This is a genomic window from Mycobacterium sp. 050134, from assembly GCF_036409085.1.
Classification (GTDB): domain Bacteria; phylum Actinomycetota; class Actinomycetes; order Mycobacteriales; family Mycobacteriaceae; genus Mycobacterium.
The window spans coordinates 55,496-72,733 of sequence record NZ_JAZGLV010000001.1 but is presented as its reverse complement, the minus strand read 5'-3'; the positions used below and the strand labels follow the sequence as shown (position 1 = coordinate 72,733).

The following is a 17,238-nucleotide window of genomic DNA, read 5'->3' as shown; positions in this document are numbered from 1 at the left end:
ATGGCTGACAGTTACGCACCGTTGCGCGGCGTCAAGGTCCTTGACTTGGGCATCCTGGTGCCTGCGGCGCTGACGTCCGGCAAACTGGCCGCGTTGGGCGCCGACGTGGTGAAGGTGGAACAACCCCCAGTGGGTGATCGCATTCGCTTGATCCCGCCGTACGCCGGGGGCGGACGCAGCCCTCAGCATATGGCCCAGAACTGGGGGAAGCGCTCGATCGGATTGGATGTGCGGACCCCCGAAGGTCGAGACGCGCTGCTGGAGCTGATCGCGGTGACCGATGTGGTGGTCGAGAATCAGCTGGCGGGCTTCTGGGCCGAACAGGGTGTGGACTTCGCACAGCTGCGGAAGCAGCGTCCAGCGTTGGTCATCTGCTCGATCACGGGCTTCGGTCAAACGGGACCGTGGGCGAAGTTGCCATCACACGGTCTCAACATGGACGCCCTCGGAGGCACATTGAACGTGGAATGGCAAGACGGACAACCGCATCGCGGCTGGGCCTTAACCAGTTGGGGGAACGAACTCGGCGCTACGGCCGCGGCCATGGCGGTCTGCGCTGCTCTGGTATCGGTGCGCAGCGGTGGGGAGGGGGAGTGGATCGACCTTTCATGCTGGGACGCGCTCGTCGAGTCCCACCGGACGGAGTTGGCGATGACGACCAGAACGAAAAGACCCTTCTCCCTTCATGAAATGCCGTCGCAGGCCTTGTACGACACGTATCTGTCAAACGACGGCCCTCGGGGCTCTCGAACCAAAGTTTTGGCGGCGCTTCTGCGAGGGGGTGGGCCGCCCCGACCTGATCGAGCGGCATGACGGCACCGCGATCGCTTTCGGCGACGAGCAGTACGACCTGCGCGCCGAGTTGGTAGCAGAGTTTGCCAAAGCGTCTGCGGACGAATGGTTGCAACGCTTCCTCGAATGGGACGTGCCCGGCGGCCCCGTCTTTGACGTTCCAGCGATCATGGAGACGGCCCACTACGGCGAGCGCGGCATCGTCACCGGCAGCCCTGGCGAATGGCCCTTGGTGACCGCTTCCGTGCGCTGGCATGCCTCGAATACTCGTGCCGGACAGGGCATGACGCCGCCCCCGGGAGTTCAATGAGCACCGAGATGTCGTGCGTCGTGATTGGCTGGGCGCGGATTCATCGGCCAGCGAAAGTGAGCGATGATGGCACCGCTTTCCGGCCTGCGGGTGGTGGAGGTCACCAACCTGGCCCCGGTCCCCTTCGGCTGCATGATCCTTGCCGACCTCGGTGCGCAAGTTTTGCGGATCGACCGGCCCACACCAGCGAGCAGCGGACCCCAACCCCCGCCAGGGCCTCTCAACCGCGGCAAGTACGCGCTGACATTGAATATCAAGTCAGCCGCCGACCGGGATCGTCTTCTTGCGATCGCCGAGCATGCCGACGTGTTCGTCGAGGGGTTCCGCCCGGGTGTCGCTGAGAAGCTGGGCATTGGGCCGGCTGATGTTCATGCTCGGAACGCCCGCGTCATCTACGGCCGGATGACAGGCTGGGGGCAGCAGGGTCCGCTGGCCCACACGGCCGGACACGACATCAACTACATCGCTGTGGCAGGCGCGTTGGACCTGATCGGCCGACCCGACGAACCACCTGTGGCGCCGGCCAATCTCTTAGGCGACTTCGCCCGCGGTGGAATGCTACTGGCACTGGGCATCTTGGCGGCGCTTCATGAGCGACAGACTTCAGGCCGAGGTCAAGTGGTCGACGCAGCAATGGTGGACGGCGCCGCCCTGTACACCGCATTCATGCACGGAATGCATGCAGCCGGAATGTGGAACGAACCCCGCGGGCACAACATGGTCGACGACGCCGCTCCGTTCTACGACTCCTACGTGTGCGCGGACGGCCGCTACGTCGCAGTCGTGCTGCTTCGAACCGCAGTTCTACCGCGAGCTTCTGGACAAATTGGGCATCGATCCCGATCGGCTGCCGCACCAGATGGATCGATCGGGCTGGCCGCAGATGCGACGTCTGATCGCAGAGAAGCTACTTCAACGCAGCCGTGACGAGTGGGCACAGATCTTCGCCGACTCCGACGCGTGTGTGACGCCGGTGCTCAGTCCGTGGGAGGCGCACGAACATCCGCACAATTCGGCGCGCGGCTCGTTCGTCGAGGTTGCAGGTCTCAAGCAGCCGTCACCGGCGCCTCGGTTCGACCGCACACCGCTGCCCACACCGCAGCCTCCCGTCATCGATGTCCACGCGGTGGAGGAGCTGCTTATGAGTTGGGACGTGCCCAACGCGAGTTTGGGGAACTGATTTTGCGTCTATTCGGCCAGACGCTCGAGCACCATCGCCATCCCCTGGCCGCCACCAACGCACATGGTTTCGACACCGATCTGCGCGTCGTGCCACCGAAGTGAGTTGATTAGCGTGGTAGCGATTCTGGCGCCCGTCATGCCGAACGGGTGACCCACAGCGATAGCACCACCGTTGACGTTCAATATGTCGACGTCGATACCGAGTCGACGCTGGCTCGCGACGACCTGCGCTGCGAAGGCTTCATTGATCTCGAACTGGTCGACGTCGGCGACGCTCATCCCGGCGTGAATCAACGCTTGCATAGTCGATTCGACCGGACCGAGCCCCATCACCTCCGGGGACAGCGCTGTGACACCCGTTGACACGATTCGGGCGAGCGGCGTGATCCCCAGCTGGCCTGCGCGCTCGGCGCTCATCACCACCACCGCCGCCGCACCATCATTGAGCGGACAGGCGTTCCCGGCGGTGACGGTGCCGTCCGGCCGGAACACCGGGGAGAGCCGTGCCAGCCCCTCGAGCGTCGTGTCGGGTCGCGGGCAATCGTCCGCATCGACTACCGTGCCGTCGGCTCGTTCATAGGGTGTGATCTCCCTGGCCCAAAATCCCTTCGCGATAGCGCTTTCCGCGCGCTGTTGAGAGAGCACCGCGTAGTCGTCTTGGTCGAGGCGCCCTACACCGTCGATCTGCGCCACGTTCTCGGCGGTCTGACCCATGGCGATGTACACGTCAGGCAAGTCGCCTTGGTCCCGCGGGTCGATCCACACCGGGGCGGCCGATTCCGAGGCTCGCTGCCGGGTGCGCTGCTGAGCTGCGGCGAATCGCGGGCTCACCCAGGGATTTGCGGACCGGTCACGCGGGTCGGCGTCCGCGGCCACCGGGGGACTGTCGCTGGTGCCGCGGCGGGACCGGCTCACCGTCTCGACTCCGGCGACGACGAACGCGTCGCCCTCACCGGCTCGGATTGCGTGCATCGCCATCCGGATTCCCTGCAGGCTCGACGCGCAGTACCGGGTCACGGTGGTGGCTGGGACGCTGTCCCAGCCCAGCAGTACGGCCACGACGCGCGCGAGGTTGAAGCCCTGTTCCCCGCCGGGTGCGCCGCAGCCCAGGATCAGATCGTTGATGGAGTGCGGCGAAAGCTGTGGGATATAAGCCATTGCGGCACGAATGGCGGCGACGCACAGTTCATCGGCGCGTTCGTCGACGAGTGAGCCCTTGAAGGCCCGGCCGATCGGAGTACGAGCGGTCGCGACGATGACCGCGTCGCGCGGGCCGCTCAGAAGCCCAGCCCCTTGCCGATGATGTCGAGCATGATCTCGTTGGTGCCGCCATAGATGCGCTGAACGCGAGAATCGCGCCACAGTCGGGCGATCTCGTACTCGTTGATGTAGCCGTAGCCGCCGTGCAGCTGCAGGCACCGGTCGATGATCTTCCACTGCGTCTCGGTCGCGAACCACTTCGCTCCGGCCGCCTCGTCGGCGCTGAGGTCGCCGCTGTTAACCGCCATGATGCATTTGTCGATATAGGTCTGCATGACGTCCAACTCGGTCCGCATCTGGGCGATGGCGTGCCGGTTCACCTGGAAGGTGCCGATCGGCTGACCGAAGGCCTTGCGGTCGCGCGCGTATTGAACGGAGAGGTCCAGGGCGCGTCGAGCCGCCGCCGCCGCGTGAATCCCGATGCCCAGGCGCTCGGCGGGCAGGTTGCGCATCAGATGGTAGAAGCCCCGGCCCTCCTCGCCGAGCAGGTTCTGGGCGGGGACCCGAACGTCGGTGAAGTTGAGTTCGGCTGTGTCGGCGGACTTCTGGCCGATCTTGTCGAGCTTGCGGCCCCGTTCGAATCCGGGCATGCCGTCCTCGACGACAATGAGGCTCAACCCCTTGTGCGGCTTGTCGGCGTCCGGGTTGGTGCGACAGGCGACGACGACAAGATCGGCGAGGAGTCCGTTGGAGATGAAGGTCTTTGCGCCGTTGACGATGAAGTCGCTGCCGTCGCGGCGCGCCGATGTCTTGATGTTGGCGAGGTCGGAGCCGGCGCCGGGTTCCGACATCGCGATCGCGGTGATCAGCTCACCCGAGACGTAGCCGGGCAGCCAGCGCTTCTTCTGCTCGTCGGTGGTCAACTCGGTGAAATAGCCTGCGAGGATGTCGTTCTGCACACCCAACCCCAGCCCGACGCTTCCCGTGAGCCAGAACTCCTCGTTGACGATCGCGTTGTAGCGAAAGTCCTTGATGCCCATGCCGCCGTACTCCTCGGGCACCTCCCAACCGATCAGCCCGAGCTTCCCGGCTTCCAGCCACGGCTCTCGATCGGTATAGCCGCGCTGCTCCCACTCCTCGACGTGGGGCACGCAGCTGGTTTCGAAGAACGCCCTTGCGGTCGCTCGAAACTCGTCGTGTTCGGGTTCGAAGATGTCTCTACGCACGATTCCTCCGGTTCGAGATGGCAAGCTGACTAGGTTTGGTGATCGCGATCGGGCTCGGAGACGCCGCTGCTCAGCGCGGTGACCAGTTCCCACACCCCGCCGGGTGAGTCGAGCACCAGTTGGCCCAAACGGTGCTGCCATTCCCGCTGCACGCCGAACTCCGCCCGCCACGCCAGCGCACGAGAAGTGAAGTGGCGCAGCCGGTGGTCGAGGGTGAACCCGATCGCACCGTGTACCTGATGCGCGTTACGCGCCACCAGCGTGGCGGCCCGGGAGGCTTCGATCTTCGCGACCGAGACGGCGAAAACGCCGTGCGGGGAATCGAACCCGTGGTCGGTGACGGCTTCGACGGCGAACTCCGCAGCCGTCTTGGCCAGTGCGATCGAACTCGCGGCGCTGGCGATCAGGGCCTGCACCGCCTGGAATTTCGAGATGGGCCGGCCGAACTGCTCCCGCTGCTGGGCGTGCTCACACGTCAACGCGAGGGCGCGGGAGAGCGCACCGCACGTCTGCAGGGACCGAGCGAGCGCGCCGCGCAGCCGGAACTCTGCCGCCGGCGACATCGCGACCTCGGTGCACCACTGCGGCTCGAGCTGAATATCGATGTGCACGCGACCGCCCGGCTGGCCGGCGATGTCGAGGACCGGGTCGATGCGAACCGCTGCCAGTGGGATTTTGGAGATGAACCCGTCGCCGGCGACGACGAGCGTCTGTGCGGCACCGGCCCAGGGCACGCCGTCGAGGACGGCCGTCAGCCTGCGCTTGCACAGCAGCTGATCGGTCACCGCGGCCGTCATAGCGCCGGAGTCGGCGGGCAGGTCAGCGATGCTCAGCAGCCACGACGCCAGCAGGTCGTGCTCGGCAAGCGGGACCGGGGCGGCGTGGTAACCACAGGCCTCCAGCACCACCGCGAGTTCCCGCAGACTCGCCCCGGTGCCGCCGCGCGCTTCGGGCGTGGTCAACAGGGTCAGCCCGGACTCGGTCAACGTGTCCCATAGCTCGGGGTTGTACTCGAGCCCGACGCGCTGCACGTCGAGCATGGGTTCGGTGCTCGACCCGAGGATGTCATCGGCCAGCTGGCGAACCGCGAGCAGGTCGGCGTCGTCGGTCGCCGTCGTCATCGCAGCCCCAAACCGCGTGCGACGACGCCGCTGAGGATCTCGTTGGTTCCTCCCCGAAGCGTGAAGCCGGGAGCATGCAGGATGCCCTCGGCCAGCAGCCTGGCCATGTCGTCGTCCGCATCCACGCCTGGGCGCGAGATCGTTGACGCGCTGGCCGTATCCACGACAGTGCCCTCGTAGCGCGTGCCGAGATCCTTGATGACGGCGGCGGCGATCCCGACCGGTTCGTCGCGGCTCAACGCGGCCGCCACCGAGGCGGACATCTGCCGCAGGGCCGCAAGCTGGGACACGAGACCACCGAGATCGGCAGCGGCCCAAGGACACTCGCGACTGGTGGCGGCCTTGAAAGTGCGAACCAGTTCGTCGAGCAGCGGTTGCGTGGACAGGATGCGCTCCGGGCCGCTGCGTTCGAATCCCAACTCGGAGGTGACCTGCGCCCAGCCATCGCCGATGTCGCCGAGCACCATGTCATCGGGCACGAACACTTTCGACAGTGCCACCTCGTTGAAGTGATGGGCACCCGTGAGCAGCCTGATCGGCCGGATGTCGAGGCCGGGGGAGTCCAGCGGGACCAGGAACTGACTGAGCCCCTCATGACGCTTCGCGACGTCGAGTTCGGATGTGCGGGCCAGCACGACGAACGCGTGGGCGTGGTGTGCGCCCGAAGTCCATACCTTGGTCCCGGTCAGCTCCCACCCGCCATCGAGGCGAACGCCGCGGGTCTTCACACTGGCCAGGTCGGATCCGGACTCCGGTTCGCTCATGCCGATCGCGAAATAGCATTCGCCGCGTGCGATGGCCGGCAGGTAGCGCTGCCGCTGCTGCTCATTGCCGTACTTCAGCAGCGATGGACCCGCTTGGCGGTCGGCGACCCAGTGCGCGGCCACCGGCGCGCCGGCGGCCAGGAGCTCCTCGATCACGACGAAGCGCTCGACGTGACTGAATCCGCCGCCCCCGTACTCGCGCGGAAACGTCATGCCCAACCAGCCTTTGGCACCGAGGCGCCGGCTGAACGCAGGATCCCACGAGGCGATCCACGAATCGACTCGGGGCGACCAGCCGTGTTGGGCACGGTCGTCGCGGATGTACCGCCGTACCTCCGCGCGCAAGCCGCCCGTTTGGGGTGGCAGCGCGCGGAAAGGCGGCACCAAGGCAATCGTCATCCGGTACATCCAAACCAGTCGTGAAGCGGCAGCTAAACCGTTTGCTTATTAAGAAGATAACCCACCCTGTGTGTGGCTCCCAAGGTGGTGTACAAAGTATCTAATAAATTGAACTGATTTGAGCCAGGCGAGAGGAGCATCCGCGATGAGAGATGCGGTCATCACCGCTGCGGTGCGGACACCGATAGGCAAGCGCAACGGCGGCCTGGCGGGCGTACACGCCGTCGAGCTCTCGGCCACGGTGCTCAACCAACTGATCGCGCGCGCCGGGCTGGATGCCGCGCTCGTCGAGGATGTGCACTGGGGCAACGTGATCAGCATCGGCCAGCAATCCGGCAACATCGGTCGCATGGCGGTCCTCGCCGCCGGATGGCCGGAATCGGTGCCCGGCTTCACGGTCGACCGGCAGTGCGGCTCGTCTCAGCAGGCCATTTCTACGGCGGCGGCGACCGTGGTGTCCGGGCAGGCCGACATCGTCATCGCCGGAGGCGTGGAGATGATGTCAAGTGTGCCGATGGGCGCCGCCACCGTCCCCGGTACCGGAGATATGGGCGGACCCGCCGTCGACCGGTACGCGTCCGAGCTGACGGCGCCAGGTTTCAACGGAAGGTTCAACCAGGGGGCGGGCGCCGAACTCATTGCGGAACAGTACGGGCTTTCCCGCACCCAACTCGACGAATACTCCATCGAATCGCACGAGCGTGCGGCGGCGGCGCAGGACGATGGGCTCTTCGTCGACGAGATCGTCCCCGTGCGCACCGAGGCCGGCGATGTGACGGCCGATGAGGGTGTCCGCCGCGGGTCGACGGTGGAGAAGCTGGCGGCCTTGAAGGCGCCCTTCCTCGACGGCGGCAAGGTCACGGCGGGCAACGCGTCGCAGATCTCCGACGGGGCCGCCGCCGTGCTCATCACCACGTCGGAACGGGCTGCCGAACTCGGCCTTACGCCGATCGCGCGCGTGCACACCGCGGTCTGTACCGGCGACGACCCGGTGAAGATGCTGACCGGGCCCATCCCGGCGACGCGGCTCGCGTTGAAGCGATCCGGCCTGGCACTCGACGACATCGCCTTCTTCGAGGTGAACGAGGCGTTCGCCTCCGTGCCCCTGGCCTGGCAGGCGGACACCGGGGTGTCCCGCGACAAGCTCAACCCCGTCGGTGGCGCGATCGCGTTGGGCCACCCGCTGGGCTGTTCGGGCGCGCGGCTGGCCACCACCTTGATCCACCACATGCGTCGCACGGGTGGCCGCTACGGCCTACAGACGATGTGCGAAGGCGGCGGAACGGCGAACGCCACCATCTACGAACTGCTAGGCTGATCAAGTCGCCAGTATCACCAGTCAATACCCATGTCGTCCAACATGACTCGTGCATCGCTACGCGTAAACCACGCTAGTGCGAAGTCCGCCACTGCCCCGGACGCTACCGCCGTCCTGACCGTGCGGTCGTGAAACGGCGACGTCGGGGCGGATGATAAGCGATGTTTGATTCACCCCAGGACGTCCAATGCACCGGCGTCCGGGTATCGCCCACACGGCGCATGAGTCCTTCTTGCTGCGGATTCGGAATCGCCCCCATGTCCGGTTGGAAACCGTGCGGATCGGCGATGAATTCCCACGGTTCGCCGTCCACGTCGAAAGCGACCCGCGCCACATGATATTGATCTGCGGCCCACTCGAACTCGGCGTCCACTTTGCTCGTCTGGACAGTCAACCCCTCAGCGTCAGTGGCGACACATAATCCGAACATGTCGTGTCCAGTCAGCGTGTGCCCGACCTCCACGGTGCCGTCGTCCCACCGAGTGCCCCAGGTGTACCAGGAGAGGCATAGCTGCTCGCCCTGCAGGACATCTTTCTCCGCGTAGAGCGCCGCGCCCTCCGCCATGTAGACAGGATCGAAAGGTACGAACCCCGTGACCAGTTCGCCGTAGATTGTCCCCGATACCTCGTAGATCTGCGACGTGTAGTAGGTACCGATGTCTCGTCCGGGCAAATACCAGTGCAGCCCCGACCCGACCAACTCACCTTGCAAGTCGAGAACACCGACTTCACGCCAGTGCAGCGACGAGGGGGAAACCTCGACGAGCATGTCTCGGTCCCCGGCGGCCCGGTACACGACCGCATCCGACGTTCTGTCGACTCGAAGACCCGCGCCGCTCGCTGAGGCGCGCATCGTGGCGACGTCGAAGTGTTGCTGTCCGTCCGGGCTGTCCTTCGTGGTTTGTACCGCCAGGCGTCTTCCCATCGACAACCGCTGATCGCCAGTTGCGCCTGCGTCAACCTTGTCTGACCCGAAGGGCAGCCTGCGCGCCGGCGTGTGGATGTCCCCGCCGGGCGTACGGAACGTCCCGTAGACATAGATGCCTTCTGGCTTGAGGCCGAAGAACCCCCGCTCGGCAGCGATATCACCAAGCTCCGGAGTGAAACCACCACAGAGGGCTTGCCATTCGAAACTGCCGAGAGTCGAGGTAAACGTCGTTGTCATAACGGCGACGATGGCAAGGAGTGATCGCCGAACGCAATCGGCGTTGCGCAAAGTGAAACACTATCCGTTGTGGACTTAGGCGATTTGCAGGTGTTCAGTGCTGTGGCTGATGCCGGCGGGGTGCGTGCCGCTGCGCGACATCTAAATCTCACTCCGGCCGCGGTGTCGAGAGCGATGACCCGATTAGAACGTTCTGTCGGGGTGCAACTGATGACAAACACAACGGGCAGAGCGTCAAGCCCCACGAGCGCGGGCGTGGCTCTGCTCGGTGAGGCCAGGATCGCCTTCGCCCATCTTGGGCGCGGTGTGTTGATGGCCCGACATTCCGCGCGAGACGGCGGCGTCACCGTCGGTCTCCCCCCGCTACCTCCCGTGCTGGAATTGCACAGATTGCTCGATCAGACGGATCGGGCCCTCGAGGCGACGGATATTGTCCTGCAACGAATCAGCTGGCGAGATTGCTTCGCGGGCGCATCCTTGGCGGTGGGAAACCTTGACACGGTAGTTTCGCTCATACCCGGGCCGACCGCGGGACTCCGGGAAATCCCAATCGTGCCGCTGGATCGCGTTGCGGTGCTCCCGAAGACGCATCGGCTATCCGGACAGCGCGTCATCAAGGCGGCTGATCTCGATGGGGACCGAGCGGTGGTCGGAACAACACTGTCAACCTCTGCGGCTCGACTGTGGGGTCTGGATCCACAGAGCAATGGAAAACCCCGGCGCTATTGGCGACGGGCCAACTCGGTGTCGGGAATGTTGACCGCGATCGCCGAAGGCCGAGGATTTGCCACGATGCCCGCGCTGACACCGCTGATGTGGCTGCGCAGCGATCTGTCCTGGCCGGCACTGGACGCTGAGCCGGCATGGTTGGGCTTCACCTGCGGTCCACACACGCCTGACTTTGTACTCGAGTCATTACTCAAATTGGCAGCCCACGTCGGGTGCTAGCAGCTCGCCGCGGCGCAGTTTGCCACTGGCCGTCCGGGGCAGCTCGGTGACGAAGTGGAACTCTCGGGGACGTTTGTAGGACGCGAGTCGGCCGCGGAGCCAGTCGGTCAACGCGTCGCGCGTTACCGCGGTTGATGTGACGATGAAGGCGACGACGGCTTCGCCCGTCCGGTCGTCCGGTCGCCCGGTCACGCCCGCGTCATCGACGGCGGGGTGCTCGAGTAGCGCCGCTTCGACTTCGGCGGGCGCGACCTGGAAGCCCGACACCTTGACCATGTCCTTCGCGCGGTCGACGATGTGGAGTCTGCCGTTGTCATCCACGGTGGCCACGTCGCCTGTGCGAAACCAGCCGTCGGGCCCGAACTCCGGCGCTTCCCTCCCCGCGTATCCCGCGGCGACGCTAGGGCCGCGAACCTCCAGTTCGCCTGCCGGAGTCAACCGGATCTCGGTTCCCATGGTGGGGTAGCCGGGCGAATCGAGGCGCCAATCCTGCTGGTTATGAACGGGATTGAAGGCAACCATCATCGCCTCTGTCATCCCGTACGAGCACAGGAAGCGGATTCCCGTGCGCGTGGTGATCCGATCGGCGAGCGCGGCGGGTACGCCGCTGCCACCCCACATGAAGTAGCGGACCGCGGCGAAGTCCTGCGGTCGAAGGTCCTTGCGCTCGGCCAATTGGTGCGCGACGGTGCCCGCGATCGGCAGCACCGTGGCGTTTCCAGCCGCGATGTGCCGCAGCATCGTGTCGAGGTCGAAACGCGTGAACAGGGTCAGTTCGGCACCGACGGCGAATGCGGCCGCACACATCGTGGCGCCGAAGATGTGGCACAGCGGGAGGCCGATTGGCACCCGGTCGTCAGCGGACAACGACAGATGAGCCCGAAGTTGCTCGACGCCGCCGCACAGGCTCGCGTCAGTGTGCAGCACACCCTTTGGCAACCCGGTCGTTCCTGACGAGAACGGGATATAGCGCAGCGTGTCCGGCGCGGCGGCGGGGTCGGGTGCGCGCTGCGATGCAGCGGTGAACAGGGAATCGGCTCGGATGCCGGTCGACAGCGCGTCGGCCAATCCGTCGAAGCGCTCGCCGTGCACGGCGGCAGTTACCGCCGCCGCGGCGAGCGCGCGGGTCAGTTCGGGCTCCGTCCAGTGCGGGTTCGGCGTGACGAATGCGGCACCCAGGCGGGCGATCGCGAACTGCGCAATCAAATACTCGGGGCGGTTCTCGATCAGGAGTGCGACCCGGTCTCGTTCCGAAATACCCTTGGCTGCAAGGCAATCGGCAACGCGGTTCACGGCCCTGTCGAGCTCGCCATACGTCCACGTGGATCCCTCGAAGCGCAGCGCAGCACGCGACGGCCAATGCTCGGCGGCGCGCGCCAGATAACCGGCATAGCCTCCCTCGGGACGGTTCACGCCCACGCTAGCGGCGGCGGTGGTTTCCCGCGGCGGGCACCGTCTCACCCCACGCCATGTGGATCAGTGGCTGGCGGATGTCGTCGACGCGATGCACGGACCCCTCCTGCTGCGGGTTGGGCATCGGGCCCAGGCCCCGCATGTGGCCTTGGGGATCGGGTTCGCACACCCATTGCACGCCGTCGATGTCGTAGGCGATCCCGTCGTGCCAGTAGCCGTCTTCGGTCCGGGTGATCTCGATGTCCATCGTGTTGGCCGACGTGACCGTGCCATCGCTGTGCGCGGTGACCGCTACGTGGAAGTCGCGCTGCCCGAACAGGAAGTGGCCCACCTCGCAGCTCCCGTCGTCCCACTGGTTTGCCCACGAGTACCAGGTCATGTATTCGGCATCGTGCAGCGGATCCTTCTGCCGGTACAGCTGTCCGCCGGGGTACATCCAGGCTTCCTCCCAGAACAGGAAGCCGCGGGCCGGCTTGCCGAGGAGAACCCCATCGACCAGCCAGGTCTGCGTGATGTACAAGAGGGACGCGTCCCGGCCGGGCAGGTACCACTGCAACGGGCGGACCACCATGCGACCCGAGAAGTCCATGACATCCTGCTCGACGTACTTGAAGTGGTCGGGGTTGAGGACGAGCCGCATGGGGTTCCCCGGCGCGTCGGCTGCCGACGAAAGCGTTGCGGTGTTCGAGTCGGTCAGCTCGATGCCGATCGCGGCGCTGTCGACGGCGTAGCGCGGTTCCTTGCGCAACTGCAGGCCGGGACCCCGGTCGGTGCCGGAGCTCACCACGATCAACTTTCCGGCCAGCGACGACCGGCCGTCGTTCTCCGCTCCCACCGCGGGCGGCGCGATCCGGCGCATCGTGCTGTACAGGGTGCCGTCCTCGTCGCGCAGGGTGCCCCACACGTATCCGGCTTCGCGCGTGAGGCCGAGGATGGATTCGTCGGTGACGAAGTCGGCCGGGTCGAATGTGCGTCCGGCGGCGAGCGCGGCGGAGTGGAATGTGCCCGTCCGATCAGTGGTCGTCAGGGTGCTTGTCATGGCTCAACCTCTCTGGTGTGCGGCGGTGTGGTCGTCTGGAACGTGCTAGATGGCGCCGCACTCGTGCAGCTTTCGAATGTCGTCATCCGACTTGGCCAGCACCGTGCGCAGGATCTCCTCGGTGTGCTGGCCAAGCGAGGGCGGTGCGATATAGGTGTCGATCGGCGTGTCGGAGAACCGGATGGGATTGGCCACTAGGTCGACGGGTCGCCCACCATCCATCCGCGCGCTGCGCCGAATTCCGCGGTGTTGGAGTTGGGGATTCGCGAACACGCCCTCCATGTCGTTCACCGGGCTCACCGGGACGTCCTCCGCCTCCAGCCTGGCGATCCAGTACTCGGCGTTGCGCTGCGCGAAAATCTCGTCGAGGACTGCCAACACAGCGTCGCGGTTGGCGATGCGCGCCGACACGGTGGCGAACCGTGGGTCCGACGCCAGTTCGGGGCGCCCGAGTGCCCTGGCGAGGCCCGCCCACTGATTCGGCGTCGAGGCGACGACGAAGATCTCCGCGTCCGCGCACGCGAACGCCTGCGACGGGATGCCGCCGAAGCCGCCATTGCCCCGACGCGGCGCGGCGATACCGGACACCAGGTAGTTCTGCACGTAGTGGGACAGCGACGCCACACCGCAATCCAGCAAGGCCAGGTCGATGAACTGGCCTGTACCGCTGACCGTGTCGCGGTGATGCAGCGCCGCGAGGATCGCCGAAGCGGCGTACAGGCCCGTCAGCACGTCGACCATCGAAACGCCGACCTTCATCGGGCCGGCGCCGGGTTCGCCGTCCGGGACGCCGGAGACGCTCATCATTCCGCTCATGGCCTGGAAGACGCCGTCGTAGCCGGCGCGCTGCGCGTACGGCCCGGACTGGCCGAAGCCGGTGACCGAGCAGTAGATGAGCCGGGAGTTGTGCGGCCGAAGAGCCTCGTAGTCCAGTCCGTACTTCGCGAGCACCCCGCTGCGGAAGTTCTCGATCAGCACGTCCGAGCGCGTCGCCAAGTCCGTGACCAGCGCTGCGCCCTCGGGCCGCGAGTGGTCGATGGTGATCGAGCGCTTGTTGCGATTGGCGCTCAGGTAAAACCCGGAAATCGCGTCTTCGGGCGCCCCGAAGAAAGGTGGCCCGTACTGCCGGGCGTCATCACCGACGCCGGGCCGTTCCACCTTGATGACTTCGGCTCCCATGTCGGCGAGCAGCTGAGAGGTCAAGGGGGCGGCAAGGATTCGACTCAGATCGAGCACCCGGACCCTGGTGAGTGGACCGTTCACGCCGACCTCTTGGGCTCACGGGGCAGGCCGAGCACGCGTTCGCTGATGATGTTCTTCTGGATCTCGCTGGTGCCGGCGTAGATGGTCTCGGCGCGGGCCCGGATGAACGTCCGTCGCACGGCTTCCGACTCCGCGTCGGGTCCGGTCGACCACTCGGTGCCCAGTAGCGCGTCGGAACCGAGCACGTCCATGGCGACCTCGCTGAAATGCTGATGCCACTTGGCCCAGTAGTACTTGCCGATCGACGCCTCGGGCCCGAACTGTCCGTCGCGCAGCGCGGCCGACAACGACCTGAGGTTGTTGTAGGCCATGATCTGCAGGCCGACGTAGGAGTCGACGAGTTGGTGGCGCAGGATCGGGTCGGCGAGCGCGTTGCGGCGGCGAGCTAGCTCCTGCAACTGGCGCATCTCGCGCCGGAAGGAGAACTGGTAATTCAGGACCGAGGTGGCCCGCTCGTGGCCCAGGGTGGTCATCGCCGCAGCCCACCCATTGCCCTCGGCGCCCAGGACGTTGTCGGCCGAGGTGCGGGCCGCGTCGAAGAACACCTCGTTGAATCCACTGTCGCCGAGCATCGTTCGGATCGGCACCACGGTGACGCCGGGCTGATCCAGGGGGATCAGCATGTAGGACAACCCGGCGTGCCGAATGGAGCCCGGTTCGGTGCGCACGATGGCGAAGATCCAGTCCGCGTGGTGGGCAAACGTCGTCCAGATCTTCTGTCCGGTGATGACCCACTCGTCGCCGTCGCGTTCCGCGCGCGTCGAGATGTTGGCCAGATCAGAGCCGGCGCCGGGTTCGGAATACCCCTGACACCAGACGATCTCGGACCGCGACATCGGAGGCAGTAGCCGCTGCTTCTGCTCGGGCGTGCCGTAAGCCAACGCGGTCGGCGCCATGAGAGTCTCGCCGTGAAACGCCGCACGCGGCGGCGATTGTGCCCGCGCGCACTCCATGGCGAAGATGATCTCCTGCGTCATCGACGCCGACCGACCGCCGTAGTCGGCGGGCCAGGACAGGCCGAGCCAGTTGCCCGCAGCGAGCTCGCGTTCCCAGGCGCGGCGCAGCTCCCAATTGTCATCGTCATCGGGACCACCGCGGTCCGCCGTGCCGACGAAGTCGCCGACCAGATGCTCGTCGAGCCAGGTACGCACCTCCTCGCGGAATTCGCGATCGCCATCCGACAGGGGAAGCGAACCGAAGTTGTCCGAGAACGACGACATGACCTGGATAGTACAATGAGTTAGCTGATTAAACGAGGGCCGGTCCGTTCGCGCCCATCGAGGCTGTCCATCGACCGTGGACTGTCCTATAGTAAAATAAGTTAACTGATTAACTGCCCGGTGAACACAGGACCTCCTGTCGACCGGACTCCGCCGTCGAGGAGGCCCGCGTTGGACGAACTGCAATGGTCCGTGCGCGACGGCGTGGGCACCATTCGGCTCAACCGGCCCGAAGCGCGCAACGCATTCACCTTCGAGATGATCCATGAATGGGCCCGGCTGCTGCGCGCGGCCAAGCACGACGACGACGTGCGCGTGCTGGTGCTCACCGGTGCGGGAGATAAGGCGTTCTGCTCCGGCGTGGACCTCTCCTCCATCTCGAATGCCGACCCCAACCTGACCCCCCTGCAGCGCAAAAGCCAACTTCACGACGAGATCCATCAGATTGCGCACGCGCTGGCCGATCTGGACAAGCCGGTGATCGCATCGATCAACGGTGTCGCGGTGGGCGCGGGCCTGGACATGGCGCTGATGTGCGATATGCGCATCATGTCGACGTCGGCCAAGGTGTCCGAAGGTTACGTCCGGGTGGGACTGACCCCCGGTGACGGGGGCGCCTACTACCTGCCGCGCATCGTCGGTACGTCCAAGGCCCTCGAGCTGCTCTTGACCGGGGACTTCATCGATGCCCACGAGGCGCTACGCATCGGACTCGTCAACCGGTTGGCCACTCCGGAGACCCTGGCGGCGGAGACGGTGAAGTTTGCGGAGTCGATCGCACAGCACGCGCCGGTGACGGTGCGCATGATCAAACGCGCCACCTACCAGTCCGCCGAGGTCGACCGGCGCACGGCATTGGATCTCATCTCCTCGCACTTCGCGGTGGTCGCCGTGACCGAGGATGCGGCGGAGGCGCTGGCGGCCATGAAGGAAAAGCGCCCACCCAAGTACGTCGGCAGATGAGGAGCAACCGGTGAGCACCGATACCGCCGCATTGGACCCGGAAGACGTTTTCGACGCCTGGATCAACCTGCCCTACCTGCCGGGGGAGGTGACTCCGGATCCGTCCGTCGTCGCGCGTTTCAAGCGCGGCAACAGCGCCTATGAGGGCGGCGAGACCATGGCGGACGTCATCGCAGAAATGGATCGACTGGGCATCGCCGGCGGTGTGCTCTCCAAAGCCCCCCGCGACATCACCCCACCGTTCGTGCACGGCACCAAGACGGGCGAACAGGTACTGCGAGAGACCTGCGAGCGACTTGCGAAGATCCAGGCGGATTACCCCGGCCGGTTCGTCACCAGCGTGGGCATCGATCCGCGGCTGGGCTACGAGGCGGCCAAACACATGCGAATCGCCGTGCGCGAGTATGGGATCAAGTGCGTCCGGATCATTCCCATGTTCACCGGCATCGCGATCGACGACAAGCTCGCCTACCCGCTGTACACCGCGGCATGCGACGAGGACGCCGTCGTCTCGATCAACGTCGGCGTTCCGGGCCCGATGAAACCGGCGAAACTGCAACGCACCATCCTGATCGACGAGGTGGCCCTGGCCTTTCCGGACCTCAAGGTCGTGATGAGTCACCTCGGCGACCCGTGGATTTCGGAAACGATCGCGATGTTGGTCAAGCACCCCAATGTCTACGCGATGACCGCCGGGTGGGCGCCGAAGTACGTCGCCGAGGACGTCATTCGCTTCGCCGAGCGCCGCAACCCCCGCAAGCTCATGTGGGCGTCCGACTACCCGATCCTCGCGTTCGACCGCACGATCACCGAAGGTCGGGCGCTTGCCCTAAGCGGTGAATCCCGACGCGGCTACCTGGGAGCGAACGCACGCGCGGTCTTCGGGCCGACCCGATAAGAAAGCAGAAGGGAATC

At 65.8% G+C, this 17,238-nt stretch carries 13 protein-coding genes and 2 pseudogenes; 6 read left to right on the top strand and 9 right to left on the bottom strand.

The features are described from left to right. Together SKC42_RS00340 and SKC42_RS00335 are read left to right on the top strand one after the other, a co-directional pair. Positions 1–1,102: pseudogene (locus SKC42_RS00340) on the top strand (CaiB/BaiF CoA transferase family protein). 63 nt (positions 1,103–1,165) lie between these two features. After that, positions 1,166–2,282 (top strand): annotated as a pseudogene (locus SKC42_RS00335) (CaiB/BaiF CoA transferase family protein). A gap of 8 nt (positions 2,283–2,290) precedes the next feature. On the opposite strand, the gene SKC42_RS00330 reads toward SKC42_RS00335, so the two are convergent. Genes SKC42_RS00330 through SKC42_RS00315 form a run of 4 tightly spaced genes read right to left on the bottom strand, consistent with a single transcriptional unit; the run spans position 2,291 to position 6,994 of the window. Further along, the gene (locus tag SKC42_RS00330; RefSeq protein ID WP_330962629.1) at positions 2,291–3,565 is read right to left on the bottom strand and encodes an acetyl-CoA C-acetyltransferase; all 1,275 of its coding nucleotides are present in this window, start codon (positions 3,563–3,565) and stop codon (positions 2,291–2,293) included. Then, a complete protein-coding gene (locus tag SKC42_RS00325) occupies positions 3,562–4,710 on the bottom strand; it encodes an acyl-CoA dehydrogenase family protein (RefSeq protein WP_330962359.1) in 1,149 nt (382 codons plus the stop codon). The genes SKC42_RS00330 and SKC42_RS00325 overlap by 4 nt, the downstream gene beginning before the upstream one ends. Positions 4,711–4,739: 29 nt before the next feature. Continuing rightward, positions 4,740–5,831 carry an acyl-CoA dehydrogenase family protein gene (locus tag SKC42_RS00320; protein WP_330962358.1) on the bottom strand — a complete coding sequence of 364 codons (1,092 nt, stop codon included), beginning with the start codon at positions 5,829–5,831 and terminating at the stop codon, positions 4,740–4,742. Next, on the bottom strand, positions 5,828–6,994 hold the full coding sequence (locus SKC42_RS00315; protein WP_330962357.1) for an acyl-CoA dehydrogenase family protein: 1,167 nt from the start codon (positions 6,992–6,994) through the stop codon (positions 5,828–5,830). The genes SKC42_RS00320 and SKC42_RS00315 overlap by 4 nt, the downstream gene beginning before the upstream one ends. Positions 6,995–7,139: 145 nt before the next feature. Here SKC42_RS00315 and SKC42_RS00310 point away from each other — a divergent pair, with 145 nt between their 5' ends. Then, positions 7,140–8,312, top strand: a complete 1,173-nt coding sequence (locus SKC42_RS00310; protein WP_330962356.1) for a thiolase family protein — start codon at positions 7,140–7,142, stop codon at positions 8,310–8,312. 103 nt (positions 8,313–8,415) lie between these two features. Here the strand turns inward: SKC42_RS00310 and SKC42_RS00305 are convergent, their stop codons facing one another. Continuing rightward, a complete protein-coding gene (locus SKC42_RS00305) occupies positions 8,416–9,477 on the bottom strand; it encodes a hypothetical protein (protein WP_330962355.1) in 1,062 nt (353 codons plus the stop codon). A gap of 69 nt (positions 9,478–9,546) precedes the next feature. On the opposite strand from SKC42_RS00305, the gene SKC42_RS27630 reads away from it, so the two are divergent. After that, on the top strand, positions 9,547–10,425 hold the full coding sequence (locus tag SKC42_RS27630) for a LysR family transcriptional regulator (RefSeq protein WP_442931914.1): 879 nt from the start codon (positions 9,547–9,549) through the stop codon (positions 10,423–10,425). Here the strand turns inward: SKC42_RS27630 and SKC42_RS00295 are convergent. Genes SKC42_RS00295 through SKC42_RS00280 form a run of 4 tightly spaced genes read right to left on the bottom strand, consistent with a single transcriptional unit; the run spans position 10,393 to position 15,360 of the window. Beyond that, entirely contained in the window at positions 10,393–11,838 is a 1,446-nt protein-coding gene (locus SKC42_RS00295) for a class I adenylate-forming enzyme family protein (protein ID WP_330962353.1), read from the bottom strand. The two genes, SKC42_RS27630 and SKC42_RS00295, sit on opposite strands and share 33 nt — an antisense overlap. 7 nt (positions 11,839–11,845) lie before the next feature. Next, on the bottom strand, positions 11,846–12,877 hold the full coding sequence (locus tag SKC42_RS00290; RefSeq protein WP_330962352.1) for a hypothetical protein: 1,032 nt from the start codon (positions 12,875–12,877) through the stop codon (positions 11,846–11,848). A gap of 45 nt (positions 12,878–12,922) precedes the next feature. Next, complete coding sequence (locus tag SKC42_RS00285) at positions 12,923–14,140, bottom strand: CaiB/BaiF CoA transferase family protein (protein WP_330962351.1); 1,218 nt, start codon at positions 14,138–14,140, stop codon at positions 12,923–12,925. Beyond that, entirely contained in the window at positions 14,137–15,360 is a 1,224-nt protein-coding gene (locus tag SKC42_RS00280; RefSeq protein ID WP_330962350.1) for an acyl-CoA dehydrogenase family protein, read from the bottom strand. The genes SKC42_RS00285 and SKC42_RS00280 overlap by 4 nt, the downstream gene beginning before the upstream one ends. A 171-nt stretch (positions 15,361–15,531) precedes the next feature. Here SKC42_RS00280 and SKC42_RS00275 point away from each other — a divergent pair, with 171 nt between their 5' ends. Both SKC42_RS00275 and SKC42_RS00270 read left to right on the top strand, forming a co-directional pair. Beyond that, the gene (locus SKC42_RS00275) at positions 15,532–16,323 is read left to right on the top strand and encodes an enoyl-CoA hydratase/isomerase family protein (RefSeq protein ID WP_330962349.1); all 792 of its coding nucleotides are present in this window, start codon (positions 15,532–15,534) and stop codon (positions 16,321–16,323) included. Positions 16,324–16,333: 10 nt separating this feature from the next. After that, positions 16,334–17,221 carry an amidohydrolase family protein gene (locus SKC42_RS00270; RefSeq protein ID WP_330962348.1) on the top strand — a complete coding sequence of 296 codons (888 nt, stop codon included), beginning with the start codon at positions 16,334–16,336 and terminating at the stop codon, positions 17,219–17,221. The last annotated feature ends 17 nt before the right edge of the window (positions 17,222–17,238 follow it).